Here is a 23,997-nt window from a genome sequence, read left to right as displayed (position 1 = left end):
GGGAGCGTGGGAACGATCATCTGCTAGAGGGTTTGCAGGGTTTCGAGCAACACCTTCACCTTGGTGATGGACTCCTGATACTCGGCCTGCCAGTCCGAATCGGCGACGATCCCGCCGCCGCCCCAGCAGCAGACCTGACCATCCTTGACCAGCAAGCTACGGATGGCAATCGAGCTGTCCATTTCCCCGCGTACGTCCAGATACAGCAACGAACCGCAGTACAAACCACGGCGGGTTGGCTCTAGCTCGTCGATGATTTGCATGGCACGAATTTTCGGCGCGCCAGTGATCGAGCCACCGGGGAAGCTACCGGCGATCAGGTCCAGGGCGTCTTTTTTGTCAGCCAATTCGCCAGTGACGCTGCTCACCAGGTGATGCACGTTCGGGTAGCTTTCCAGACTGAACAACTCGGGGACGCGCACCGAGCCAATGCGGCAGGTGCGGCCCAGATCGTTGCGCAACAGGTCGACGATCATCAGGTTTTCCGCACGATCCTTGGGGCTGGCCAACAGTTCGGCGGCGTTGGCCGCGTCTTCGGCGGCGTTCTGCCCGCGCGGACGGGTGCCTTTGATCGGGCGGGTTTCTACGTGGCCTTCGCTGACTTTGACGAAACGCTCTGGCGACAGGCTCAGCACCGCGCCGCCATCGGGCAGGCTCTGGAAGCCAGAAAACGGTGTTGGGCAAGCTGCCCGCAGCGCGCAATACGCCGTCCACGGATCGCCTTGGCATTGCGCGCGAAAGCGTTGTGCGAAGTTGACCTGATAGCAGTCGCCGGCCTGGATGTACTGCTGGATACGCACGAACGCCTGCTGATAGTCGCTGGCGCTGAGGTCGGGGCTCATCGCGCCGCTCAGGGTGAACGGTGCGGCAGCTGCAGTTGTGGGTTGGCTGAACAGTTCAATCAGGCGCAGGCGTTCGGTGTCGATCAGATTGGGATGGAACACCAGTTGACTGCTGCCGATCAGGTGATCGCTGATCAGTGCCCAGTCATACAGGCCGAAGCGCGCGTCGGGCAGTTGCAGGTCATCGTGAGCCTGGGAGGGCAGGGCCTCCAGGTGACGGCCGAAATCGTAACTGAGGTAGCCGATCAAGCCACCCGCAAACGGTAATTCGTAGGGGGCAGGGATCGCTGCATCGCCGAGCCGAGCGAGTGTGGCGCGCAGGCGCTGCAGGAAAGCGCCGCCACTTTCGTCAGGCGATACCGCCAGTGTTGCCAGTGGCCAGGCGCTGAGCACGTCATAACGTCCACGCTCGGCACTCGGCCGGCCGCTGTCGAGCAGCACGCTGCCTGGGGCATGACGAATCGCCGCGAAATACTCGGCGGGGTTGGCGCGATAGGGAAGCGGGTATACGGAGCAGGTCAACATGGGCGGGGCAGATCAGCCATCGAGGCGGGGTGGCGATTGTAGTCCTCTGCGGGATTTGCTCCTAGAGGGGATGTCGGTGATCGGCAGGTTGGAGGCAGGGCTGAAGGTTTTGGTGACTGTCAGGCCGCCATCGCGAGCAAGCTCGCTCCCACATTAAATCTTTGGCGCTACACCGATCCAGTGTGGGAGCGAGCTTGCTCCGGGCGGCGTTCCGACGATGGGCGCGCCTCGGTCTCGAATCAGCCCTGAATCGGAGGAATATTCCCGAACATGTGCTGAACAAACTCCACGCGCTCTTGCGGCGTTTCGGTAATCCCTCTGGCCTTCAGCTCTTCCAGGCGTGCCTCGACTGCATGAGTGCGCGTGGTCAACCCGCAATCATTGGCGATCTGAATGTTCAGCCCGGGTCGCGCGTTGAGTTCGAGAATCAGCGGACCTTTTTCCTGGTCCAGCACCATGTCGACACCGATGTAGCCCAGGCCGCACAGCTCATAACAGCTGGCGGCAAGCTTCATGAAACCGTCCCAGTAGGGCAGTTGCACGTCATCCACCGCGTTGGCGGTGTCCGGGTGCTTGGCGATGATGCGGTTCATCCAGGTGCCGCGCAGCGTCAGGCCGGTGGCCAGGTCGACACCGACGCCGATAGCGCCCTGGTGCAGGTTGGCCTTGCCGTTGGATTGCCGGGTGGGCAAACGCAGCATGGCCATCACCGGGTAGCCCATCAACACGATGATGCGGATGTCCGGCACGCCTTCATAACTGATGCTTTTGAAGATCTGGTCGGGAATCACCCGGTATTCGATCAGTGCGCGGTCGCGGTGACCGCCCAGGGAATACAGGCCGGTCAGAATGCTGGAAATCTGGTGTTCGATTTCTTCATGGCTGATGATCTTTCCGGAAACCGTGCGGTACTGGCCTTCGAAGCGGTCGGCGATCACCAGAATGCCGTCACCGCCGGCACCCTGCGCCGGTTTGATCACGAAGTCGCTGTGGTTGCCGATGATTTCGCCGAGTTTTTCGATTTCTTTCTCGGTGGAGATCACGCCGTACATCTCCGGCACGTGAATGCCGGCCTTGATTGCGCGTTCCTTGGTGATGATCTTGTCATCGACAATCGGGTACAGGCTGCGCTTGTTGTACTTGAGTACGTAGTCAGCGTTGCGTCGATTGATGCCCATGATGCCCCGGGCGTGCAGGGCCTTCCAGGTCTTCCAGAAACCGAACATTACGACTCAGCCTTGACGAAGGCTTTGAAGCGCATCAGCTCGGTCAGGCGGTAGCCGCGATAGCGACCCATGGCCAGCATGAAGCCCACCAGGATCAACAGGATCGCCGGGAAGGTGAACACAAAGTAAACCAGTTCCGGAATGCTCATGATCAAGTGTCCCAGAGAGGCGGCGAACAGCGTACCAATCGCGACTTTCAACGCATGCCCGGCGCCACGTTCTTCCCAGGTGATCGACAGGCGTTCGATGGTCATGGTCAGGATCACCATCGGGAACAGCGCCACCGACAGCCCGCGTTCCAGCCCCAGTTTATGGCTGAACAGGCTGATGGCGGCAATCAGTACCACGACGAAGGTCAGCACCACCGACAGTCTCGGGAGCATTTGCAGCTTCAGGTGCTCAAGGTAAGAGCGCAGCGACAGCCCCAGCGCCGTGATCACGGTAAACAGTGCGATGCCGAAACCCAACCCGGTTTCGCGAAAGGCCAGGGCAACCAGCACCGGGGTAAAGGTGCCGAGGGTCTGCAAGCCGATCAGGTTACGCAGGATCAGGATAACCAGCACGCCGATCGGGATCATCACCATGATCATGAAGGTTTGCTGGGTTTGCAGCGGCAAGCCGTACAGCGAGTAATCAAGGAAGCTGGCGTCGGTGTTTTCGTCGGTCAGCTTGGCCAGGCGAATGGCGTTCATTTCGCTGTTGTTCAGGCTGAAGGTGACGTTGGCTTTCTTGCCGCCCTCGACGGTGATCAGGTTGTCATCGCCGGTCCACCACAGCAGGCGATCGGTAGGCAGGCCTTGCTCGCCGGTTTCCGGGTTGAAGTACAGCCAGTCAGTGCCGTTGAAGCTGCGCAGCCAGAGTTCCGGGGTTTGCGGCTGATCGGCGACCAGACGGATGGTGTGGACCTTTTCCATCGGTACATGGGCAATGGACAGCAGCAGCTCGACGATTTTCGCTTTGTGCATCGGTGACGGATCGCCGGCCAGCAGCAGTTTTGCGTTGTCGTCATTGGTATTGTTGACGCGTTTGATCGCTTCGCCGATGAAGGTCTCGACGTCTGCCGAGTGCTGGCGAATCGGCGCGAGCAGGGCGTCGGCGGCAATTTTCTCCGGACCTTCGACAGCGATGCTGTCGCGGAAGGTCGGGCCTTTGACTTTGGATTTTTCACCGGTGTAGCGCTTGGTCAGCACCAGACGGTAGTAAAGCGTCTGGTTGCCCTTGGCCCGGCGTGCCGACCAGGTGACCTTGCGGTTACCGTCGACGCGGTTGACCGCAACGCCATAGTTGTTGGAGATAAAGCTCTCATTGAGGCTGACGTAGTCGCGGCTCAGCGGTGGCACGAACATCTGGATCTTGACCGGGTCCTTGGCACTGGCGACGAACTCGACCTTGGCGTCGATGTTCCACAAGTCGTCGGTGGCGTCTTCGGTCACCGGAATGCCCAGCACGAAAATCTGATAGGCCGTAACTGAAAGGCCCAGCACCACCAGGATGGCGATCAGGATTTTCAGGTGGAGGGTAAGGGAGCGCATGGGCATTACTCTGCGGTATGAGCGTCGGTGGCGCAGGCGGGTTTGCCAGCAGCGTATTTAAGACTCGGGTCGACCAGCGCATCAAAGCGTTTCAAGGCTTCGGAACCGATCAGGAGCGGGAATTGGAATGCACTTCGGTCGGTCAGGTTTACTTCAATGCTGCGAAGCGCCGTGCCCATGCAGATATCCAGTTCGATCACCGGGCGAGCGGTGTACTGCTTGCCTTCCTCGGGATCGAAGTCGCCAGCACGGCGTTTGATTTTGCTCACGCGTGCCAAAGGGCGCTCGATCGGGTGTGAGTGGGCGGTGTCGATCGCCAGATAAAAGCGCACCCACGATTCGCCATTGCGTTTGAAGCGCTTGATATCACGGGCACTGAGGGAGGCGGTTTTGGCCCCGGTGTCGAGTTTGGCTGCGACTTCCAGGTCGATCCCTGCCAGCTGCGCGTACTCGTTGAGACCGTACACAGTCTTTTCGCCCGCGATAGCGAGACCTGGCAGGCAGAGTAGTAGACAGATCAACAGGGTGAAGGGCTTGAGTCTCATAGATCCTGGCGCGGTGCCGTCCGTTCTTCAGTTCAAGGCGACTGGCATTGCTGCACAAGCTCCTTCTCGTGCCTGCCATAAAAAGATGACAGACAAATGCGGGCGGCATTCTAGCACGGTGGTTTTATGGCGCCAGCCGCGCGCCTGTCCTTTACTTAGGTTTTACTTAAGGCGTTTATTAGACGATTGTCGACAATAGCTCTATTTCCTTTGACTGGTAGCGCGATATTGGTTAGTTTTTGCCGTATTGGCTTATGAGGTGTCGACAATATGCTGGATCAACTTGATCCCCCGGTGATGGCGTCAGACGATTCGGAAACCCTTTCCGAAAACGTCTTCCGACGTATTCAGGCGGCCATCGTCAAAGGCGAGATCGCCCCGGGCAGCAAGATTTCCGAACCTGAGCTGGCGCGCACCTACGGCATCAGCCGCGGGCCGTTGCGCGAGGCGATCCATCGCCTGGAAGGTCAGCGCCTGCTGGTTCGCGTCCCGCACGTGGGGGCCAGGGTGGTGTCGCTGAGTCACGCCGAACTGCTTGAGCTCTACGAAATTCGCGAGTCCCTGGAAGGCATGGCCTGTCGTCTGGCCGCCGAGCGCATGACCACCGAAGAAATCGAAGAGTTACGTCGGGTGCTGGAAACCCATGAGCGCGATGCGGCGTTTCAGGCCGGTGTCGGTTATTACCAGCAGGAAGGCGATTTCGATTTTCACTACCGAATCATCCAGGGCAGCGGCAACCGCACGCTGACGCAAATGCTCTGCGGCGAGCTATATCAACTGGTGCGCATGTACCGCATCCAGTTTTCCGCCACGCCCAATCGGCCGCGCCAGGCGTTCGCCGAGCACCACCGGATTCTCGATGCCATCGCCGACCGTGACGGTGAATTGGCCGAGTTGTTGATGCGTCGTCACATCGGCGCTTCAAAACGCAATATTGCCCGTCACTATCAGGACGGTGCCCATCAGACAGCCACTCCACGAGGTGAGTCATGAGTTCGAACAAGAGCACACCAGGCCAGCGTTTCCGCGATGCGGTTGCCAGCGAGCATCCGTTGCAAGTGGTCGGCACGATCAACGCCAACCATGCGCTGCTGGCCAAGCGCGCCGGTTTCAAGGCTATTTATCTGTCCGGTGGCGGGGTCGCTGCCGGTTCTCTCGGTGTGCCGGACCTGGGGATTACCGGGCTCGATGATGTGCTGACCGACGTACGTCGGATCACTGACGTTTGCGACCTGCCGCTGTTGGTGGACGTGGACACCGGTTTCGGTTCCTCGGCGTTCAACGTCGCGCGCACCGTGAAGTCGATGATCAAGTTCGGCGCGGCAGCGATTCACATCGAAGACCAGGTCGGCGCCAAGCGTTGCGGTCACCGCCCGAATAAAGAGATCGTTTCCCAGCAGGAAATGGTCGACCGGATCAAGGCGGCAGTCGACGCGCGTACCGATGACAGCTTCGTGATCATGGCCCGCACCGACGCCCTGGCGGTGGAAGGTCTGGAGTCGGCACTGGATCGCGCCGCGGCGTGCATCGAAGCCGGCGCCGACATGGTGTTCCCGGAAGCCATCACCGAACTGGATATGTACAAGCTGTTCGCCAGCCGCGTCAAAGCGCCGATCCTGGCCAACATCACCGAGTTCGGCGCCACGCCGCTCTACACCACCGAGCAACTGAAAGCCGCCGATGTGTCGCTGGTGCTGTACCCGCTGTCGGCCTTTCGCGCGATGAACAAAGCGGCGGAAAACGTCTACACCGCGATCCGTCGCGACGGTACGCAACAGAACGTCATCGACACCATGCAAACCCGCATGGAGCTTTACGATCGCATCGATTACCACACCTTCGAGCAGAAGCTCGATGCGTTGTTTGCTGCCAAGAAATAAAGATGGACGCACCCCCGTAGCAGCTGTCGAGCCTGCGAGGCTGCGTTCGAGGCCGAAGGACTCGCCAATCAGGCGGCGCGATTTCCCGGACGGACCGCGTCGTCAGGTTTACGACTGCTGTGCAGCCGAACGCCGCCTCGCGGGCTCGGCAGCTGCTACGAAAGCAAGATGATTATTTAGAGCTTGCCGATTCCCTGACAAATTCAAGATTGGAGACAGCAATGGCCGAAGCAAAAGTATTGAGTGGCGCCGGTCTGCGTGGCCAGGTGGCCGGGCAAACCGCATTGTCCACCGTGGGACAAGAAGGCGCAGGCCTGACCTATCGCGGCTATGACGTTCGCGAACTGGCGGCGCAAGCGCATTTCGAAGAAGTGGCGTACATGCTGCTGTACGGCGAACTGCCGAACAAGGCGCAACTGGCGGCCTACATCAACAAACTGAGCAAGCTGCGCGACCTGCCGCAAGCGCTGAAGGAAGTGCTTGAACGCATCCCGGCCGACGCCCATCCGATGGACGTGATGCGCACCGGTTGCTCGTTCCTCGGTAACCTTGAACCGGAGCATGACTTCTCCCAGCAGCACGATAAAACCGACCGGCTGCTGGCCGCGTTCCCGGCGATCATGTGCTACTGGTATCGCTTCAGCCACGACGGCAAACGCATCAACTGTGTGACCGATGAAGAGTCGATCGGCGGGCACTTCCTGCACCTGCTGCACGACAAGAAACCGAGCGAGTTGCACGTCAAGGTGATGAACGTTTCGCTGATCCTTTACGCGGAACACGAGTTCAATGCGTCGACCTTTACCGCCCGCGTTTGCGCATCGACCTTGTCCGACCTGTTCTCCTGCGTCACCGCGGCCATCGGTTCGCTGCGCGGCCCGCTGCATGGCGGCGCCAACGAAGCGGCGATGGAAATGATCGAGCGCTTCGCGTCGCCGGAAGAGGCGATCAAAGGCACGCTCGCCATGCTCGAGCGCAAAGACAAGATCATGGGTTTCGGTCACGCGATCTACAAAGACAATGATCCGCGTAATGAAGTGATCAAGGGCTGGTCGAAAAAGCTCGCTGACGAAGTCGGTGACACAGTGTTGTTCCCGGTTTCCGAAGCCATCGACAAGACCATGTGGGAACAGAAGAAACTGTTCCCCAACGCTGACTTCTACCATGCCTCGGCGTACCACTTCATGGGCATTCCAACCAAGCTGTTCACGCCGATTTTCGTCTGCTCACGCCTGACCGGCTGGGCGGCGCATGTGTTCGAACAGCGTGCAAACAACCGCATCATCCGCCCGAGCGCCGAATACGTCGGCGTCGAACAGCGCAAGTTCGTGCCAATCGAACAACGCTGAATGGTGGAGGCCGGCGCTGGTTGCTGAATGAACCGAAAACCCTGTGGGAGCGAGCTTGCTCGCGATAGCGGTGGGTCAGTCGACATCAATGTTGGATGTGACTCAGTCATCGCGAGCAAGCTCGCTCCCACAGTAAACCGAGTTCACTTCAAAGCCGGTGCCAGGCCCCACCTTTTGTAATCACCGTGACCGAGTCCTGACGATGAACACAGATTTCCGCAAATCGCTGCCCGGCAGCCATCTGGATTATTTCGACACCCGTGCGGCAGTCGAGGCCATCCAGCCTGGCGCCTATGACACCCTGCCGTACACCTCCCGTGTGCTGGCGGAAAACCTGGTGCGTCGCTGCGACCCGGCCACGCTCACCGAATCCCTGAAACAGTTCATCGAGCGCAAACGCGACCTCGACTTCCCGTGGTTTCCGGCCCGTGTGGTGTGCCACGACATTCTTGGTCAGACCGCCCTGGTCGACCTCGCCGGCCTGCGTGATGCCATCGCCCTGCAAGGCGGCGATCCTGCGCAAGTGAACCCGGTAGTGCCGACGCAATTGATCGTCGACCACTCTCTGGCCGTCGAGCGCGGTGGCTTCGATCCGGAGGCGTTCGAAAAGAACCGCGCCATCGAAGACCGTCGCAACGAAGACCGTTTCCACTTCATCAACTGGACCAAGAAGGCCTTCAAGAACGTCGATGTGATTCCGCCAGGCAACGGCATCATGCACCAGATCAACCTGGAGAAAATGTCGCCAGTGATCCAGGTGCGTGACGGCGTAGCTTTCCCGGATACCTGTGTCGGCACCGACAGTCACACCCCGCACGTTGATGCCTTGGGTGTGATCGCCATCGGTGTTGGCGGTCTGGAGGCGGAAAGTGTGATGCTTGGCCGCGCCTCCTGGATGCGTCTGCCGGAAAGCGTCGGTGTCGAACTGACCGGCAAGCTGCAACCGGGCATCACCGCCACCGATATGGTGCTGGCGCTGACCGAGTTCCTGCGCAAGCAAAAAGTCGTTGGGGCCTGGCTGGAATTCTTCGGCGAAGGCGCCTCCGCGCTGACCCTCGGCGACCGTGCGACCATTTCCAACATGGCCCCGGAATACGGCGCTACCGCAGCGATGTTCTACATCGACCAGCAGACCATCGACTACCTGAAACTCACCGGACGTGAAGGCGAGCAGGTGCAGTTGGTCGAAAATTACGCCAAGACCACAGGCTTGTGGGCCGATTGCCTGAAGGGCGCGCAATACGAGCGTGGCTTGACCTTCGATCTGTCTTCGGTGGTGCGCAACATGGCGGGGCCGAGCAATCCTCACGCCCGTGTCGCGACTTCCGATCTCGCGGCCCAAGGCATCTCTGGCCAGTGGGACGATGTGCCCGGCCAAATGCCGGACGGCGCAGTGATCATTGCTGCCATCACCAGCTGCACCAACACCAGCAACCCGCGCAACGTCATCGCTGCCGGCCTGTTGGCACGCAACGCCAACAAGCTCGGGTTGACCCGCAAGCCATGGGTCAAATCGTCACTCGCGCCGGGTTCGAAAACCGTGGCGCTGTACCTCGATGAAGCCGGCCTGACCTCTGAACTGGAACAGCTCGGTTTCGGTGTTGTGGCATTTGCCTGCACCACCTGCAACGGCATGTCCGGTGCGCTGGACCCGGTGATCCAGCAAGAGATCATCGACCGCGACCTGTATGCCACTGCCGTGCTGTCGGGTAACCGCAATTTCGACGGCCGGATTCACCCGTACGCCAAGCAGGCGTTCCTCGCGTCGCCGCCGTTGGTGGTGGCTTACGCCATTGCCGGGACCATCCGTTTCGACATCGAAAAAGACGTGTTGGGCCTGACGGCGGATGGCAAGGAAATCCGCCTCAAGGACATCTGGCCGAGCGACGAAGAGATCGACGCGGTGGTCAAGGCATCGGTCAAACCGGAGCAGTTCCGTCAGGTCTACATCCCGATGTTCGCCATTCACGAAGACACCGGTCCGAAAGTCAAACCGCTGTACGACTGGCGCGAGATGAGCACCTATATCCGTCGTCCGCCGTACTGGGAAGGCGCCTTGGCCGGGGCGCGTCCGCTCAAGGGCATGCGTCCGCTGGCGGTGCTGCCGGACAACATCACTACCGATCACCTGTCGCCGTCCAACGCCATCATGCTCGACAGCGCCGCTGGCGAATACCTGGCGAAAATGGGCTTGCCGGAAGAGGACTTCAACTCCTACGCGACTCACCGCGGTGACCACTTGACCGCGCAACGCGCGACCTTCGCCAACCCGAAACTGTTCAACGAAATGGTTCAGGAAAATGGCAAGGTCAAGCAGGGTTCGCTGGCGCGTGTCGAGCCGGAAGGCCAGGTCATGCGCATGTGGGAAGCCATCGAAACCTACATGGAGCGCAAGCAGCCGCTGATCATCATCGCAGGCGCCGACTACGGTCAGGGTTCGTCCCGCGACTGGGCGGCCAAGGGTGTGCGTCTGGCCGGTGTCGAAGCCATCGCAGCCGAAGGTTTCGAGCGCATCCACCGTACCAACCTGGTGGGCATGGGCGTGTTGCCGCTGGAGTTCAAGCCGGGCACCGACCGCAAGACGCTGGGCATCGACGGCACAGAAACCTTCGACGTGATCGGCGAGCGCACACCGCGCGCCACGCTGACCCTGGTCATCACCCGCAAGAACGGTGAGCAGGTGTCGGTGCCGGTGACCTGCCGCCTCGATACGGCTGAAGAAGTCTCGATCTATGAAGCCGGCGGCGTGTTGCAGCGTTTCGCCCAGGACTTCCTTGAATCGGCTGTTGCTGTCTAACGCGACTTGCCGGAGCAGGGCGATAACGTCCTGCTCCGGCGCATAAGGAACATTATGGCCCACGTATCCCAGATCAAGATTCCCGCCACCTACATGCGGGGCGGCACCAGCAAAGGCGTGTTCTTCAGCCTGCAAGACCTGCCTGAGTCGGCGCAGGTTCCGGGCCCGTCCCGCGACGCGTTGTTGTTGCGGGTAATCGGCAGCCCTGATCCGTATGAAAAGCAAATCGACGGCATGGGTGGGGCGACTTCCAGCACCAGCAAAACGGTGATCGTGTCCAAGAGCATCAAGGCCGATCACGATGTCGATTATCTGTTCGGTCAGGTCTCCATCGACAAGCCTTTTGTCGACTGGAGCGGTAACTGCGGCAACCTCTCGGCGGCGGTCGGTTCGTTCGCCATCAGCAGCGGTCTGGTAGAAGCCAGTCGCATCCCGCACAACGGTGTGGCGGTGGTGCGTATCTGGCAGGCTAATATCGGCAAGACCATCATCGCCCACGTGCCGATCACTGACGGTGCCGTACAGGAAACCGGTGATTTTGAACTCGATGGCGTGACCTTTCCGGCCGCTGAAGTGCAGCTCGAATTCATGAATCCGGCGGCCGAGGAAGAGGGCGCAGGCGGCTCGATGTTCCCGACCGGCAACCTGGTCGATGACCTGGAAGTGCCCGGTGTCGGCACGCTCAAGGTGACCATGATCAATGCCGGCATCCCGACCATTTTCCTCAACGCCGAAGCCATCGGCTACACGGGTACCGAGTTGCAGGGCGATATCAACGGCGACCCGAAAGCGCTGGCGATGTTCGAGACCATTCGCGCGCATGGCGCGCTGCGCATGGGGCTGATCCAGAATCTTGACGACGCCGCCAAGCGTCAGCACACCCCCAAGGTGGCGTTTGTCGCACGGCCTGCCGATTACCTCGCTTCCAGCGGCAAACCGGTGGCGGCAGGCGATGTCGACCTGTTGGTCCGCGCACTGTCCATGGGCAAGTTGCACCACGCGATGATGGGCACCGCTGCCGTAGCGATTGGCACCGCGGCGGCGATTGACGGCACACTGGTCAACCTCGCCGCGGGCGGTATTCCACGCAACGCGGTGCGCTTCGGGCATCCGTCAGGCACATTGCGCGTTGGCGCCGAAGCCAGTCTGGTCGATGGCGAATGGACCGTGACCAAAGCCATCATGAGCCGCAGTGCGCGGGTACTGATGGAAGGCTGGGTGCGCGTGCCGGGTGACTCGTTCTGATCCCGACACTAAGCCCATGTGGGAGCGGGCTTGCTCGCGAAGACGGACTGACATTCAACATTAATGTCGGCTGAAACACCGCTTTCGCGAGCAAGCCCGCTCCCACATTTGATCGCATTTCTACAATAAGAAAGATTAGCCCCCCGAGATTGATCCTGAACCGAGGTCCCATCAACGAACCACTGCCAGAGTGAATCGAACATGAGCGCCAACGTCGACCTGAACATTCGTCCCGACTACGACAAAGTCCTGCAGGACATTGCCGATTACGTTCTCAATTTCAAGATCGAGTCCAAAGAGGCGCTGGACACCGCCCGCAATTGCCTGATGGACACCCTCGGCTGTGGCCTGCTGGCCCTGCGCTTTCCTGAATGCACCAAACACCTGGGCCCCATCGTTGAAGGCACGGTCGTGCCCTTTGGCGCGCGTGTTCCCGGCACCCATTTTCGTCTCGACCCGGTAAAAGCGGCGTGGGACATCGGTTGTATCGTCCGCTGGCTCGATTACAACGACACCTGGCTGGCGGCCGAGTGGGGCCATCCGTCCGATAACCTCGGCGGGATCCTCGCGGTTGCCGATCACCTGTCGCAGAAGCGCGTGGCCAATGGCGATGCGCCGCTGACCATGCGAGCGGTGCTGGACGCGATGATCATGGCGCACGAGATTCAGGGCGTGATTGCCCTGGAGAACTCCTTCAACCGGGTCGGCCTGGACCATGTGCTGCTGGTCAAAGTCGCCTCGACGGCGGTGACCGCGAAACTGATGGGCGCCAATCGCGAGCAACTGCTGGCGGCGCTGTCCCACGCGTTTGTCGATGGCCAGGCATTGCGCACTTACCGTCACACGCCGAACGCCGGTTCGCGCAAGTCCTGGGCGGCGGGCGACGCCTCCAGTCGTGGCGTGCGATTGGCGGACATCGCCATGCGCGGCGAGATGGGCATTCCGGGTGTATTGACCGCGCCGCAATGGGGTTTCTACGACGTGCTGTTCAGCCATGCCAACAAGGACCTGGCGCTCAAGCCCGCAGATAAACGCACGTTCAGCCTCTCGCAGAAGTACGGCACTTACGTGATGGAAAACGTGCTGTTCAAGATCAGTTTCCCGGCCGAGTTCCACGCGCAAACCGCCTGCGAAGCGGCGGTGACCCTGCACCCGCAGGTGCGCGATCGTCTGGATGAAATCGACAAGATCGTTATCACCACTCACGAGTCGGCGATTCGTATCATTTCCAAGGTCGGCCAACTGGCCAATGCCGCGGACCGCGACCACTGCATCCAGTACATGACCGCCGTGCCGCTGGCCTTCGGCACTCTGGTGGCTGAACAGTACGAAGACGAGTTCCACGCCGCGCACCCGATCATCGACGAGTTGCGCGAGAAGATGGTCATTGTTGAAGAGCCGCGCTACACCCGTGAGTACCTGGAGGCCGACAAGCGCTCTATCGCCAACGCCCTGCAAGTGTTCTTCAAGGACGGCTCAAGTACCGGACAAGTGGTGGTCGAATACCCGATTGGCCATCGCCGTCGCCGCGCCGAGGGCATTCCCTTGCTGGAGGACAAGTTCAAGGCGAATCTGGCCACCCGATTCACTGCGCAGCGCAGTGCCGAGATTTTCGAGCTGTGCAAGGATCAGGCGCGGCTGGAGGCGACGCCGGTAAATCGGTTTGTGGATTTGTTTGTTATCTAAAGGGCCGCGTTATCGTTCAATCGCGAGCAAGCTCGCTCCCACATTTGACCGCAACCTCAAGGTAAATACGGTCCAGTGTGGGAGCGAGCTTGCTCGCGATAGCGGCTTAACAGGCGCTACGGAACTACTTGAACCGCCGCTCGACGCCTTTTTCCACCAGAATCTTCGCCGAAATCTCTTCCACGGAAAAATGCGTGGAGTTGATGTGCGCGATGTTCTCGCGGCGGAACAGGTTTTCGACTTCACGCACTTCGAACTCGCATTGGGCGTAGCTCGAGTAGCGGCTATTGGGCTTGCGCTCGTTGCGGATCGCGGTGAGGCGGTCCGGATCGATGGTCAGGCCAAACAGCTTGTGCTTGTGGGCACGCAATGCCGTTGGCAGTTGCAGGCGCTCCATGTCGTCTTCGGTCAGCGGGTAGTTGGCCGCACGAATACCGAATTGCATGGCCATATACAGGCAGGTTGGGGTTTTGCCGCAGCGCGACACGCCGACCAGGATCAGGTCGGCCTTGTCGTAATAGTGGGTACGGGCGCCGTCGTCGTTGTCGAGGGCGAAGTTCACTGCCTCGATACGCTCCATGTAATTGGAGTTGTGGCCAATGGAGTGGGACTTGCCGACCGAATACGACGAGTGTTCGCTCAACTCCTGCTCGAGTGGCGCGAGGAAGGTCGAGAAAATGTCGATCATGAAACCATTGGAGGTCGCGAGGATCTCACGAATATCCTGGTTGACGATCGTGTCGAAGATGATCGGACGAAAGCCGTCCTTTTCGGCGGCCTTATTGATTTGTTGTACCATGGCCCGCGCTTTGTCCACGTTGTCGATGTACGGTCGTATGACTTTGCTGAAGGTAATGTTTTCGAACTGCGCCAACAGACTTTGACCCAGGGTTTCGGCTGTAATGCCCGTGCCATCGGAGATAAAGAAAGCAGATCGTTTCATTTGCGCCTTGGGCCTTAAGCTGGTGACGATTCTTGGATATGATAGGCGCGGTTTGTCGGCCTGGATTGGCCCGCATTCTCACTTATTTTCCAGGTCCAGGCCATATTGCTGGCAAATGCTCCTGATGAGCCGCCAGCGCCCTGAGCTTTTCCAACACAGTTAGTGGAGAGATCACCTTGGTAGAGTACGTAGTTTCCCTCGATAAGCTCGGCGTCCATGATGTGGAGCATGTGGGGGGCAAGAACGCATCCCTGGGCGAGATGATCAGTAATCTTGCGGGGGCCGGTGTATCGGTCCCGGGTGGCTTCGCCACGACGGCTCAGGCTTATCGTGATTTTCTCGAATTAAGTGGTTTGAACGACCAGATCCACGCAGCCCTCGACGCACTGGACGTCGACGACGTGAACGCCCTGGCGAAAACCGGTGCGCAAATCCGTCAATGGATCATGGAAGCCGAATTCCCGGAGAAGCTCAACACCGAGATCCGCACCGCGTTCGCCACGCTGTCGGCCGGTAACCCGGACATGGCCGTGGCCGTGCGCTCCTCGGCAACCGCCGAAGACTTGCCGGACGCTTCCTTCGCCGGCCAGCAGGAAACCTTCCTGAACATCCGCGGCGTCGAAAACGTCATTCGTGCTGCCAAGGAAGTCTTTGCTTCCCTGTTCAACGACCGTGCCATTTCCTACCGCGTGCATCAGGGTTTCGACCACAAGCTGGTTGCCCTGTCGGCTGGCGTGCAGCGCATGGTCCGTTCGGAAACCGGCACTGCCGGCGTGATGTTCACCCTCGATACCGAATCCGGCTTCCGTGACGTGGTGTTTATCACCGGCGCCTACGGCCTGGGCGAAACTGTCGTACAGGGCGCGGTGAACCCGGATGAGTTCTACGTCCACAAAGGTACGCTGGCAGCGGGTCGCCCGGCGATCCTGCGCCGCAACCTGGGCAGCAAAGCCATCAAGATGATCTACGGCGACGAAGCCAAGGCCGGTCGTTCGGTCAAGACTGTCGATGTCGACAAGGCCGAACGCGCGCGCTTCTGCCTGACCGATGCTGAAGTCAGCGAACTGGCCAAGCAGGCGATGATCATCGAGAAGCACTACAAGTGCCCGATGGACATCGAGTGGGCCAAAGACGGCGATGACGGCAAGCTGTACATCGTTCAGGCTCGCCCTGAAACCGTGAAGAGCCGCACCCAGGCCAACGTCATGGAACGTTACCTGTTGAAAGAAACCGGCACCGTGCTGGTTGAAGGTCGCGCCATCGGCCAGCGCATCGGCGCCGGTAAAGTGCGCATCATCAAAGACGTTTCCGAGATGGACAAAGTCCAGCCGGGAGACGTTCTGGTTTCCGACATGACCGACCCGGACTGGGAGCCGGTCATGAAGCGCGCCAGCGCCATTGTCACCAACCGTGGCGGCCGTACCTGCCACGCGGCGATCATTGCGCGTGAACTGGGTATCCCGGCAGTCGTGGGTTGCGGTAACGCCACCCAGCTGTTGAAAGACGGCCAGGGCGTGACGGTTTCCTGCGCTGAAGGCGACACCGGTTTCATCTTCGAAGGCGAGTTGGGCTTCGACATCAAGAAAAACTCCGTCGACGCCATGCCGGAACTGCCGTTCAAAATCATGATGAACGTCGGTAACCCGGATCGCGCCTTCGATTTCGCGCAGTTGCCGAACGCCGGTGTGGGCCTGGCCCGCCTGGAATTCATCATCAACCGCATGATCGGCGTGCACCCTAAAGCACTGCTGAACTACGACGGTCTGCCGTCGGAAATCAAGGAAAGCGTCGACAAGCGCATTGCCGGTTACCACGATCCGGTCGGCTTCTACGTCGAGAAACTGGTCGAGGGCATCAGCACCCTGGCCGCCGCGTTTTGGCCGAAGAAGGTCATCGTGCGTCTGTCGGACTTCAAGTCCAACGAATACGCCAACCTGATCGGCGGCAAGCTCTACGAGCCGGAAGAAGAAAACCCGATGCTGGGCTTCCGCGGCGCTTCGCGTTACATCAGCGAGTCGTTCCGTGACTGCTTCGAACTCGAATGCCGCGCGCTGAAGCGTGTGCGCAACGACATGGGCCTGACCAACGTCGAAATCATGGTGCCGTTCGTCCGCACCCTGGGCGAAGCCAGCCAGGTCGTGGACCTGTTGGCCGAGAATGGCCTGGCGCGTGGCGAAAACGGTCTGCGCGTCATCATGATGTGCGAACTGCCGTCCAACGCGATCCTCGCTGAAGAGTTCCTCGAGTTCTTCGACGGCTTCTCCATCGGCTCTAACGACCTGACCCAGCTGACCCTTGGTCTGGACCGTGACTCCGGGATCATCGCGCATCTGTTCGACGAGCGTAATCCAGCGGTCAAGAAGCTGCTGTCCAACGCGATTCAGGCCTGCAACAAGGCTGGTAAATACATCGGTATTTGCGGCCAGGGCCCTTCCGACCACCCAGACCTGGCCAAGTGGCTGATGGAGCAGGGTATCGAAAGCGTTTCGTTGAACCCCGATTCCGTACTGGAAACCTGGTTCTTCCTGGCTGAAGGTCAGGCTGCGGTCTGATCCGTGAATGAAGCCCGGGTCAGGCTTTTCCGCTGACCGGGGCTTTAAGATTCAAGTAGGGCGGCATCCGGATGGAACCCGCCCTTTTTTATGCAAGAGCATTATGCAAAGCAGCAGCAACCTATTTCCTGTCGCCTTGATCAGCGCCGAGCGTCGCGGCGATCTGAGCGAGGACGTCTATCGTTTGAAACCCGGCAACAGCCCGGACGGCACCGTCGAGCTGGCGGTCACCCGCCTGGGCATGGCCGATGAGCCCACCGTGCGTGGCGTTCCAGTGATTTTGCTTCACGGCAGTTTTTCCAATCGGCGTTTCTGGTTTTCCCCCAAAGGCCTTGGACTGGGCGCCTATCTGGCGCGTGCCGGCTTTGATGTCTGGATACCGGAAATGCGCGGTCACGGCTTGTCCCAGCGCAATCAGAACTATCGAAAGAACCGCGTTGCCGACTATGCCCGTTACGATTTGCCGGCGATTGCTGCGTTCGTTCGTGAGCAAAGCGGTCAGGTTCCGCACTGGATTGGTCATTCACTGGGCGGCATCACCCTGGCGGCAGCGCTGGGTGGTCAGTACCTGGGTGAGCCTGCCGTGGCGTCTGCGGCATTTTTTGGTACGCAGGTCAGTCGTACCTATTGGCCGCTGAAATTTCCCCCGGTGGAGTGGAGCGGGCGCTTCATCCTGAAGCGTTTCGCGCAAATTTCAGGCTCCCGCCTCAAGCGCGGTCCGGAGGACGAGCCGATAGGCCTGGCGCTGGAGGGCATGCGCTGGTACGGCTTGTTCGGACGTTTTGGCGATGCCGAGAAAGACTGGTGGGCCGGGCTGGCGGAGGTTCAGGTGCCGGTCCTGGGCGTCAGCGCGACCAGTGATCATCAGGACCCGGATTGGGCGTGTCGCAAGCTGTTCGATCAGATCGGTTCCGAGCACAAGCAGTTCATCTGCCTGGGGCGCGAGCAGGGTTTTTCGGACAATTTCGGGCATGTTGAAATGCTCGTCAGCAAAGCCGCACAGGCCGAAGTCTGGCCGTTGGTGCAGCGCTGGCTGACAGATCCGCAGGCGCCGTTGTTGGCTGGCAAACCGGATTTGGCGACAGCGGTCTGAGTACGAATGCTCTGACAAGATCGTTTCGCTCCGATCAGCGAACGGCTAAGATATGACGCATTGAGCTGTTCTGGTCACAAACAGTTGTTGAGTCGGCCTTATGTTCGTACCGCTTGAGCGTCTGATCAATCTGAATGAAGGTTATCGGCGGACGTTCCAGGTTGAAGGGCGTAGCCTGCTGTTGTTGGTGCTGGATAATCAGCCGTTGTTGCTGATAGACAGCTGCCCGCACCAAGGCTCGCCGCTCGGCAGCGCGACATTGTCGGGAAATATCCTGCGTTGTCAGCGCCACGGTATCGAATTTCAGCTGCCCAGCGGCGTGCCGGTACAGGCACAGTGTCCTGGCTTGAGTATGCTGAAGGTGGCTTACGAGGGGGATCGCATCGGAATAGATGTTTAAATTCTTTGCTGATACTCGTTTCAGTGCCGTAACCCCTGCGATTTTCGACAGCCCACGATCTGTTCTTTCTCTTACAGGAGTTTCTCGATGAACCATTACCTTACTCCCGACCTGTGTGATGCCTACCCGGAACTGGTGCAGGTGCTGGAGCCGATGTTCAGCAATTTTGGTGGCCGTGACTCCTTCGGCGGCGAAATCGTTACCATCAAGTGCTTCGAAGACAACTCGCGGGTCAAGGAGCAGGCCGAGCTCAAAGGGAATGGCAAGGTGCTGGTGGTCGATGGCGGTGGTTCACTGCGCCGCGCCTTGCTGGGCGACATGATCGCCGAGAAAGCCGCGAAAAACGGTTGGGAAGGGTTGGTCATCTACGGCTGTATCCGTGATGTCGACGTTATTGCGCAAACCGACCTGGGTGTGCAGGCGCTGGCCAGTCACCCGATGAAAACCGACAGGCGTGGCCTCGGTGACCTCAACGTTGCGGTAACCTTCGCCGGCGTGACTTTCCGTCCGGGTGAATACATCTATGCGGACAACAATGGCGTGATCGTCTCGCCTAGTCCGTTGAAAATGCCGGAATAAATAACTGATTCAGCCAGGGGTGAGGATGTTCGAGGAAGAAAACGCGCAGTGGGGGCTGGTGCATGCCCTGGTGCTGGATGGTAAAGGTGGTGCGCGTTGGCTTGCCCGGACTGAACTGGATGACCTGCAACTGCAACCCCATGAAAGCCTTTGGCTGCACTGGGACCGTAGTCACCCGCAAACTCAGACCTGGTTGCGTAAATCCAGCGGCCTGAGTGAGTTCAGCTGTGACCTGCTGCTCGAAGAGAACACCCGGCCGCGCCTGTTGGCGCTGCCGGACTCCGAGTTGTTGCTGTTTTTGCGCGGAATCAACCTCAACCCGGGTGCCGAGCCTGAAGACATGGTGTCAGTACGCATCTTCGCCTCTGCTCAGCGGGTCATTTCCCTGCGTTTACGCCCGTTACGCGCCACCGATGAGTTGCTGGTGCAACTGAATGAGGGCAAGGGGCCGAAAACCACCTCCGAACTGGTCCTTTATCTGGCTCAGTACCTCACCCATAAGGTGCAGGATCTGGTCAGCGATCTCTCCGAAATCGTCGATGACGAAGAAGAAAAGCTGGATGCCGACGAACGGTATACTCCGGAGCATGGCTCCATTGTGCAGATCCGTCGGCGAGCGGCAGGACTGAAGCGCTTCCTTGCTCCGCAGCGGGAAATCTTCGGCCAGCTGACGCGGATAAAACTGCCCTGGTTTGTCGACGATGACAGCGACTACTGGAACGAATTGAACAACAGCCTGACGCGTTACCTGGAAGAGCTGGAATTGACCCGAGAGCGCGTGGGGCTGGTGCTTGAGACTGAAGACCGGCGTTTGAACGTGCATATGAATCGCATCATGTACCGCTTCGGGATCATCACCGGGATCTTTTTGCCGATGAGTTTTCTGACCGGTTTGCTCGGGATAAACGTCGGCGGAATTCCTTTTTCCGGGAACCCTTATGGCTTCGTGATTGCCTGCCTGATGATGGTGACGGTAGGGGTGGGGCAGTGGTGGTTGTTCCGGCGTTTGCGCTGGGTATGAGGGAGAGCCATGTGACCCGAAGAATTTTGATCGCGTCTTTCACAGATATCACGAGAGGTGCGTATGCACGATCCGTTTGAACAGTCCTTGCGCGACATGCTCAAGGCATCACCGTCCACCCGTGACGACGATGCCTGTCTGGGGCGTGTGCTGAAAACCGCCAACCGCCAGGTTGGTGCCGGTGATCTGTTCAGCCTGCTGGGCCGCTGGCTGCCCGCGCTGATGATCGCCCTGAATAACGGATCGGCCCATGTCATGCCGGTTTCCCGTCATAAACCTGCTGCCCGCACTGCTGATAAGGCTGATTGAATATGGAACTTGATCTCTGGACTCAGAGCCTCGTCACGGCAATGACTGCGTTGTGGACCAAGGTAGCGAACTTCATTCCTAACCTGTTCGGCGCACTGGTAGTGCTTCTGCTGGGTTTTGTCGTAGCCAAGCTGCTCGACACCCTGCTCTCGAAATTGCTGGCAAAACTGGGCCTGGATCGCTTGATGGGCGGTACCGGCTTGACCAAGCTGCTGTCCCGCGCAGGGCTGCAGGTGCCGATCTCTACGCTGATCGGCAAGATCGTTTATTGGTTCGTTTTGCTGATTTTCCTGGTTTCTGCTGCAGAATCCCTTGGCTTGGAGCGAGTTTCGGCTACGCTCGATATGTTGGCGTTGTATGTGCCGAAAGTATTCGGCGCCGCGCTGGTGTTGCTGGTGGGCGTGTTGCTCGCACAATTGGCCAATGGGCTGGTGCGTGGCGCCGCAGAAGGCGTAGGGCTGGATTACGCAGCAGGTCTTGGGCGTATCGCTCAAGGCCTGGTGATCATCATCAGTATTTCGGTCGCGATCAGTCAGCTTGAGGTCAAAACAGACCTGCTGAACCATGTGATCGTGATTGTCTTGATTACCGTTGGTCTGGCAGTTGCCTTGGCCATGGGGTTGGGAAGTCGGGAAATCGCTGGTCAGATTCTTGCTGGAATCTATGTGCGTGAGTTGTATCAGGTTGGGCAACAAGTACGTGTTGGTGAGGTCGAAGGTCAGATCGAAGAGATCGGCACGGTTAAAACTACATTGCTGACCGATGAGGGTGAGCTAGTCTCACTTTCCAATCGGATCCTCCTGGAACAGCATGTTAGTAGCCGCTAACCCGGCAAACCCTGCTAATGTATGCCGCCGCAAAATGCCCGATACGATGGGCTGCGGCGGACATTGACCTGACTGTCGGCCCGACTTGTTTTGAATAAAGCCCAATCGCTATCCATGCGCTACGACCCCCGCGAACTCTCTGATGAGGAGTTGGTCGCGCGCTCGCACACGGAGCTGTTTCACGTGACGCGCGCCTACGAAGAGCTGATGCGGCGTTATCAGAGAACATTATTTAACGTTTGTGCACGGTATCTTGGGAACGATCGTGATGCAGATGATGTCTGTCAGGAAGTGATGTTGAAGGTGTTGTACGGCTTGAAGAACTTCGAGGGCAAATCGAAGTTCAAAACGTGGCTCTACAGCATCACGTACAACGAATGCATCACGCAGTATCGGAAGGAACGGCGTAAGCGTCGCTTGATGGATGCTTTGAGTCTGGACCCCCTTGAGGAAGCGTCTGAAGAGAAGGCGCCGAAACCTGAGGAAAAGGGTGGACTTGATCGCTGGTTAGTGTATGTGAACCCGATTGACCGAGAAATTCTAGTGCTACGATTTGTCGCAGAGTTGGAGTTTCAGGAGATCGCGGACATCATGCACATGGGTTTGAGTGCAACGAAAATGCGGTACAAACGCGCTCTTGACAAATTGCGTGAGAAATTTGCAGGCATCACTGAAACTTAGTTCAGCGCAAATATTTCTTACGTGTAGGCAAGTTCTGATAGACTTGCCGCCGAGTTGTCCCCCGGTTTGCGGGACTGCTTTACAATCACCAGATGGGGATTTAACGGATGAAACTGAAAAACACCTTGGGCTTGGCCATTGGTTCTCTTATTGCCGCTACTTCGTTCGGCGCTCTGGCACAAGGCCAAGGCGCGGTCGAAGGAGAAGCATTCTGGGGCAAAACCTGGAACCACAGCGTCGATTCCTACCAGAACGGCCGTACTCCTGGCGTCTCGATCGGCTACTTCCTGACCGATGACGTGTCTGTGAACGCGACCTATCGCAAAGACGAATACACTCGTTCGGACACCGACACTGGCAACCAGCGGATCCGTGGCGATCACTTCGGTCTGAAATCCCAGTACCACTTCGGTACCGTTGGCGACGCTATCCGTCCTTACGTTGAAGGCGGTGTATCCCACGGCAGCATGACCAACGTCGCTGCTGACGGTCACACTGGTCGTGACAAGTCCACCTACCTGACCACTGGCGCTGGCGCCAAGTGGTACATGACCGACAACCTGTACGCTCGTGCTGGCGTTGAAGCCGACTACAAGCTGGACAACGGTCGTTGGGACTACCAGGCTCTGATCGGCCTGGGCGTTAACTTCGGCGGCACCGGCGGCAAAGTTGCTCCAGCTCCAGTAGCTCCAGCACCGGCTCCAGAGCCAGCTCCAGAAGCTCCAGTTGCTGAAGTTGTTCGCGTTCAACTGGACGTGAAATTCGACTTCAACAAGGCTGTTGTCAAGCCAAACAGCTACGGCGACGTGAAGAACCTGGCTGACTTCATGAAGCAGTACCCGAACACCACCACCGTAGTTGAAGGTCACACCGACAACGTCGGTCCTGACGCTTACAACCAGAAGCTGTCCCAGCGTCGTGCTGACGCTGTTAAGCAAGTTCTGGTCAAAGACGGCGTTGAAGCTAACCGCGTTCACTCGGTTGGTTATGGCAAGTCCCGCCCAATTGCTGACAACAGCACTGACGCTGGCCGCGCTGCAAACCGTCGCGTAGAAGCGCAGGTTGAAGCTACCGCTAAGTAATTAGCCTGGTAGTTCGGAAAAGCCCGGCTTAGGCCGGGCTTTTCTTTGCCTGCGATTTGGCTTTTTGGAAGATCGTCCGAACGCGGCCCGAGCCTTCGAGGGCACTATGCGAGGTTAGCGTTCCAGAACTCTTCTAAAGGAGCTGCCGCAGGCTGCGATCTCTTGGCGTTGTCACTGGCAGCCACTGCACCTATCACCAGGATCGCCGGGCTTTTCAGTTGGAAGCTGTGGGCATCTTCCTGCATCGCTGTCAGGCTACTCCGACATTCACGCTGGTGTGGCAATGAAGCATTTTCAATCATCGCCACGGGCGTATCAGCGGCCATCCCACCAGCGAGCAATTGCTCGCCAATTGAGCTCAATTTCGCCACGCCCATGTAAATCACCAGCGTCGTACCGCTTTGAGCCAAGGCTCGCCAGTTAAGCTCGCTGTCGTCCTGAGTGTGCGCGGTGACCAGCGTTACGCCGCGGGCGACGCCGCGCAGGGTCAGGGAAATATCGCATTGCGTTGCGCCGGCCAGGCCTGCGGTGATGCCATTGACCAACTCCACTTCAATCTCGCGCTCGCGCAGCCACTGCGCTTCTTCACCGCCGCGTCCGAAAATGCATGGATCGCCGCCCTTGAGCCGTACCACGCACTTGCCTTGGCGGGCATAACGCAGCATCAAGCGATGAATGAACGCCTGCGGAGTAGAGCGACAGCCACCACGTTTGCCGACCGCAATGATGCGTGCCTGCGGGCAATGCACCAGCACCGCGTCGTTCACCAGGTCATCGATCAGCACCACATCGGCTTCGTTCAGCGCCCGTACAGCTTTGAGGGTCAGCAATTCAGGGTCACCGGGGCCTGCGCCCACCAACCAGACTTTTGCGCTCATGTTCT

At 59.0% G+C, this 23,997-nt stretch carries 21 protein-coding genes; 15 read left to right on the top strand and 6 right to left on the bottom strand.

Annotated elements, in window-relative coordinates:
- Positions 1–23: 23 nt before the first annotated feature.
- From pabB to rloA, 4 genes are all read right to left on the bottom strand, one after another.
- Positions 24–1,367, bottom strand: a complete 1,344-nt coding sequence (gene pabB / locus AC1DIG_RS05345) for an aminodeoxychorismate synthase component I (RefSeq protein ID WP_477766439.1) — start codon at positions 1,365–1,367, stop codon at positions 24–26.
- Positions 1,368–1,606: 239 nt separating this feature from the next.
- Entirely contained in the window at positions 1,607–2,593 is a 987-nt protein-coding gene (locus AC1DIG_RS05340; protein ID WP_477766438.1) for an alpha-L-glutamate ligase-like protein, read from the bottom strand.
- Positions 2,593–4,125: an osmotic stress tolerance membrane protein RloB gene (gene rloB / locus AC1DIG_RS05335; RefSeq protein ID WP_477766437.1), complete on the bottom strand. Its 1,533-nt coding sequence runs from the start codon at positions 4,123–4,125 to the stop codon at positions 2,593–2,595. Before rloB ends, AC1DIG_RS05340 begins: the two co-directional genes overlap by 1 nt.
- Before the next feature lie 5 nt (positions 4,126–4,130).
- Positions 4,131–4,670 (bottom strand): retropepsin-like aspartic peptidase RloA, encoded by a 540-nt coding sequence (gene rloA, locus AC1DIG_RS05330; RefSeq protein WP_477766436.1) that lies wholly within the window; start codon positions 4,668–4,670, stop codon positions 4,131–4,133.
- A gap of 270 nt (positions 4,671–4,940) precedes the next feature.
- Here rloA and AC1DIG_RS05325 point away from each other — a divergent pair, with 270 nt between their 5' ends.
- The 6 genes from AC1DIG_RS05325 (at position 4,941) to prpD (ending at position 13,627) form a co-directional block, all read left to right on the top strand.
- Positions 4,941–5,663, top strand: a complete 723-nt coding sequence (locus AC1DIG_RS05325) for a GntR family transcriptional regulator (RefSeq protein ID WP_477766435.1) — start codon at positions 4,941–4,943, stop codon at positions 5,661–5,663.
- Positions 5,660–6,550: a methylisocitrate lyase gene (gene prpB / locus AC1DIG_RS05320; protein ID WP_477766434.1), complete on the top strand. Its 891-nt coding sequence runs from the start codon at positions 5,660–5,662 to the stop codon at positions 6,548–6,550. The genes AC1DIG_RS05325 and prpB overlap by 4 nt, the downstream gene beginning before the upstream one ends.
- A gap of 221 nt (positions 6,551–6,771) precedes the next feature.
- Positions 6,772–7,899 carry a bifunctional 2-methylcitrate synthase/citrate synthase gene (gene prpC / locus AC1DIG_RS05315; protein ID WP_477766433.1) on the top strand — a complete coding sequence of 376 codons (1,128 nt, stop codon included), beginning with the start codon at positions 6,772–6,774 and terminating at the stop codon, positions 7,897–7,899.
- A 202-nt stretch (positions 7,900–8,101) separates the two neighbouring features.
- The gene (gene acnD / locus AC1DIG_RS05310; RefSeq protein WP_477766432.1) at positions 8,102–10,696 is read left to right on the top strand and encodes a Fe/S-dependent 2-methylisocitrate dehydratase AcnD; all 2,595 of its coding nucleotides are present in this window, start codon (positions 8,102–8,104) and stop codon (positions 10,694–10,696) included.
- Positions 10,697–10,750: 54 nt separating this feature from the next.
- Entirely contained in the window at positions 10,751–11,941 is a 1,191-nt protein-coding gene (gene prpF, locus AC1DIG_RS05305; protein ID WP_477766431.1) for a 2-methylaconitate cis-trans isomerase PrpF, read from the top strand.
- Positions 11,942–12,142: 201 nt separating this feature from the next.
- Complete coding sequence (prpD, locus tag AC1DIG_RS05300) at positions 12,143–13,627, top strand: 2-methylcitrate dehydratase (RefSeq protein ID WP_477766430.1); 1,485 nt, start codon at positions 12,143–12,145, stop codon at positions 13,625–13,627.
- A 124-nt stretch (positions 13,628–13,751) separates the two neighbouring features.
- On the opposite strand, the gene ppsR is transcribed toward prpD, so the two are convergent.
- Complete coding sequence (ppsR, locus tag AC1DIG_RS05295) at positions 13,752–14,570, bottom strand: posphoenolpyruvate synthetase regulatory kinase/phosphorylase PpsR (RefSeq protein ID WP_477766429.1); 819 nt, start codon at positions 14,568–14,570, stop codon at positions 13,752–13,754.
- A 176-nt stretch (positions 14,571–14,746) separates the two neighbouring features.
- On the opposite strand from ppsR, the gene ppsA reads away from it, so the two are divergent.
- From ppsA to AC1DIG_RS05250, 9 genes are all read left to right on the top strand, one after another.
- Complete coding sequence (ppsA, locus tag AC1DIG_RS05290) at positions 14,747–17,122, top strand: phosphoenolpyruvate synthase (protein ID WP_477766428.1); 2,376 nt, start codon at positions 14,747–14,749, stop codon at positions 17,120–17,122.
- A gap of 103 nt (positions 17,123–17,225) precedes the next feature.
- Positions 17,226–18,215 carry an alpha/beta fold hydrolase gene (locus AC1DIG_RS05285; protein WP_477766427.1) on the top strand — a complete coding sequence of 330 codons (990 nt, stop codon included), beginning with the start codon at positions 17,226–17,228 and terminating at the stop codon, positions 18,213–18,215.
- Positions 18,216–18,315: 100 nt separating this feature from the next.
- The gene (locus AC1DIG_RS05280) at positions 18,316–18,615 is read left to right on the top strand and encodes a Rieske (2Fe-2S) protein (protein WP_429538384.1); all 300 of its coding nucleotides are present in this window, start codon (positions 18,316–18,318) and stop codon (positions 18,613–18,615) included.
- A gap of 87 nt (positions 18,616–18,702) precedes the next feature.
- Entirely contained in the window at positions 18,703–19,194 is a 492-nt protein-coding gene (rraA, locus tag AC1DIG_RS05275; RefSeq protein ID WP_427540250.1) for a ribonuclease E activity regulator RraA, read from the top strand.
- A 25-nt stretch (positions 19,195–19,219) separates the two neighbouring features.
- Entirely contained in the window at positions 19,220–20,215 is a 996-nt protein-coding gene (locus AC1DIG_RS05270) for a zinc transporter ZntB (protein ID WP_477766426.1), read from the top strand.
- Between the two features lie 63 nt (positions 20,216–20,278).
- On the top strand, positions 20,279–20,524 hold the full coding sequence (locus AC1DIG_RS05265) for a hypothetical protein (protein ID WP_054593251.1): 246 nt from the start codon (positions 20,279–20,281) through the stop codon (positions 20,522–20,524).
- 2 nt (positions 20,525–20,526) lie between these two features.
- Entirely contained in the window at positions 20,527–21,351 is an 825-nt protein-coding gene (locus AC1DIG_RS05260) for a mechanosensitive ion channel family protein (RefSeq protein WP_046053154.1), read from the top strand.
- Positions 21,352–21,441: 90 nt separating this feature from the next.
- Positions 21,442–22,032, top strand: a complete 591-nt coding sequence (gene sigX, locus AC1DIG_RS05255; RefSeq protein ID WP_477766425.1) for an RNA polymerase sigma factor SigX — start codon at positions 21,442–21,444, stop codon at positions 22,030–22,032.
- A 107-nt stretch (positions 22,033–22,139) separates the two neighbouring features.
- Positions 22,140–23,114, top strand: a complete 975-nt coding sequence (locus AC1DIG_RS05250; protein WP_477766424.1) for an OmpA family protein — start codon at positions 22,140–22,142, stop codon at positions 23,112–23,114.
- Between the two features lie 104 nt (positions 23,115–23,218).
- Here the strand turns inward: AC1DIG_RS05250 and cobA are convergent, their stop codons facing one another.
- Positions 23,219–23,992, bottom strand: coding sequence for a uroporphyrinogen-III C-methyltransferase (cobA, locus tag AC1DIG_RS05245; RefSeq protein ID WP_477766423.1), 774 nt, complete (start codon positions 23,990–23,992; stop codon positions 23,219–23,221).
- Positions 23,993–23,997: the final 5 nt, after the last annotated feature.

It is taken from the genome of Pseudomonas sp. 05N431 (assembly GCF_056397005.1).
This window is presented reverse-complemented; position numbering and strand designations above follow the sequence as displayed.

Bases quoted from the DNA above. Each gene is read 5' to 3' on its own strand.
- pabB (WP_477766439.1), bottom strand. From the start codon at position 1,367: ATGTTGACCTGCTCCGTATACCCGCTTCCCTATCGCGCCAACCCCGCC.
- AC1DIG_RS05340 (WP_477766438.1), bottom strand. From the start codon at position 2,593: ATGTTCGGTTTCTGGAAGACCTGGAAGGCCCTGCACGCCCGGGGCATC.
- rloB (WP_477766437.1), bottom strand. From the start codon at position 4,125: ATGCGCTCCCTTACCCTCCACCTGAAAATCCTGATCGCCATCCTGGTG.
- rloA (WP_477766436.1), bottom strand. From the start codon at position 4,670: ATGAGACTCAAGCCCTTCACCCTGTTGATCTGTCTACTACTCTGCCTG.
- AC1DIG_RS05325 (WP_477766435.1), top strand. From the start codon at position 4,941: ATGCTGGATCAACTTGATCCCCCGGTGATGGCGTCAGACGATTCGGAA.
- prpB (WP_477766434.1), top strand. From the start codon at position 5,660: ATGAGTTCGAACAAGAGCACACCAGGCCAGCGTTTCCGCGATGCGGTT.
- prpC (WP_477766433.1), top strand. From the start codon at position 6,772: ATGGCCGAAGCAAAAGTATTGAGTGGCGCCGGTCTGCGTGGCCAGGTG.
- acnD (WP_477766432.1), top strand. From the start codon at position 8,102: ATGAACACAGATTTCCGCAAATCGCTGCCCGGCAGCCATCTGGATTAT.
- prpF (WP_477766431.1), top strand. From the start codon at position 10,751: ATGGCCCACGTATCCCAGATCAAGATTCCCGCCACCTACATGCGGGGC.
- prpD (WP_477766430.1), top strand. From the start codon at position 12,143: ATGAGCGCCAACGTCGACCTGAACATTCGTCCCGACTACGACAAAGTC.
- ppsR (WP_477766429.1), bottom strand. From the start codon at position 14,570: ATGAAACGATCTGCTTTCTTTATCTCCGATGGCACGGGCATTACAGCC.
- AC1DIG_RS05285 (WP_477766427.1), top strand. From the start codon at position 17,226: ATGCAAAGCAGCAGCAACCTATTTCCTGTCGCCTTGATCAGCGCCGAG.
- AC1DIG_RS05280 (WP_429538384.1), top strand. From the start codon at position 18,316: ATGTTCGTACCGCTTGAGCGTCTGATCAATCTGAATGAAGGTTATCGG.
- rraA (WP_427540250.1), top strand. From the start codon at position 18,703: ATGAACCATTACCTTACTCCCGACCTGTGTGATGCCTACCCGGAACTG.
- AC1DIG_RS05270 (WP_477766426.1), top strand. From the start codon at position 19,220: ATGTTCGAGGAAGAAAACGCGCAGTGGGGGCTGGTGCATGCCCTGGTG.
- AC1DIG_RS05265 (WP_054593251.1), top strand. From the start codon at position 20,279: ATGCACGATCCGTTTGAACAGTCCTTGCGCGACATGCTCAAGGCATCA.
- AC1DIG_RS05260 (WP_046053154.1), top strand. From the start codon at position 20,527: ATGGAACTTGATCTCTGGACTCAGAGCCTCGTCACGGCAATGACTGCG.
- AC1DIG_RS05250 (WP_477766424.1), top strand. From the start codon at position 22,140: ATGAAACTGAAAAACACCTTGGGCTTGGCCATTGGTTCTCTTATTGCC.
- cobA (WP_477766423.1), bottom strand. From the start codon at position 23,992: ATGAGCGCAAAAGTCTGGTTGGTGGGCGCAGGCCCCGGTGACCCTGAA.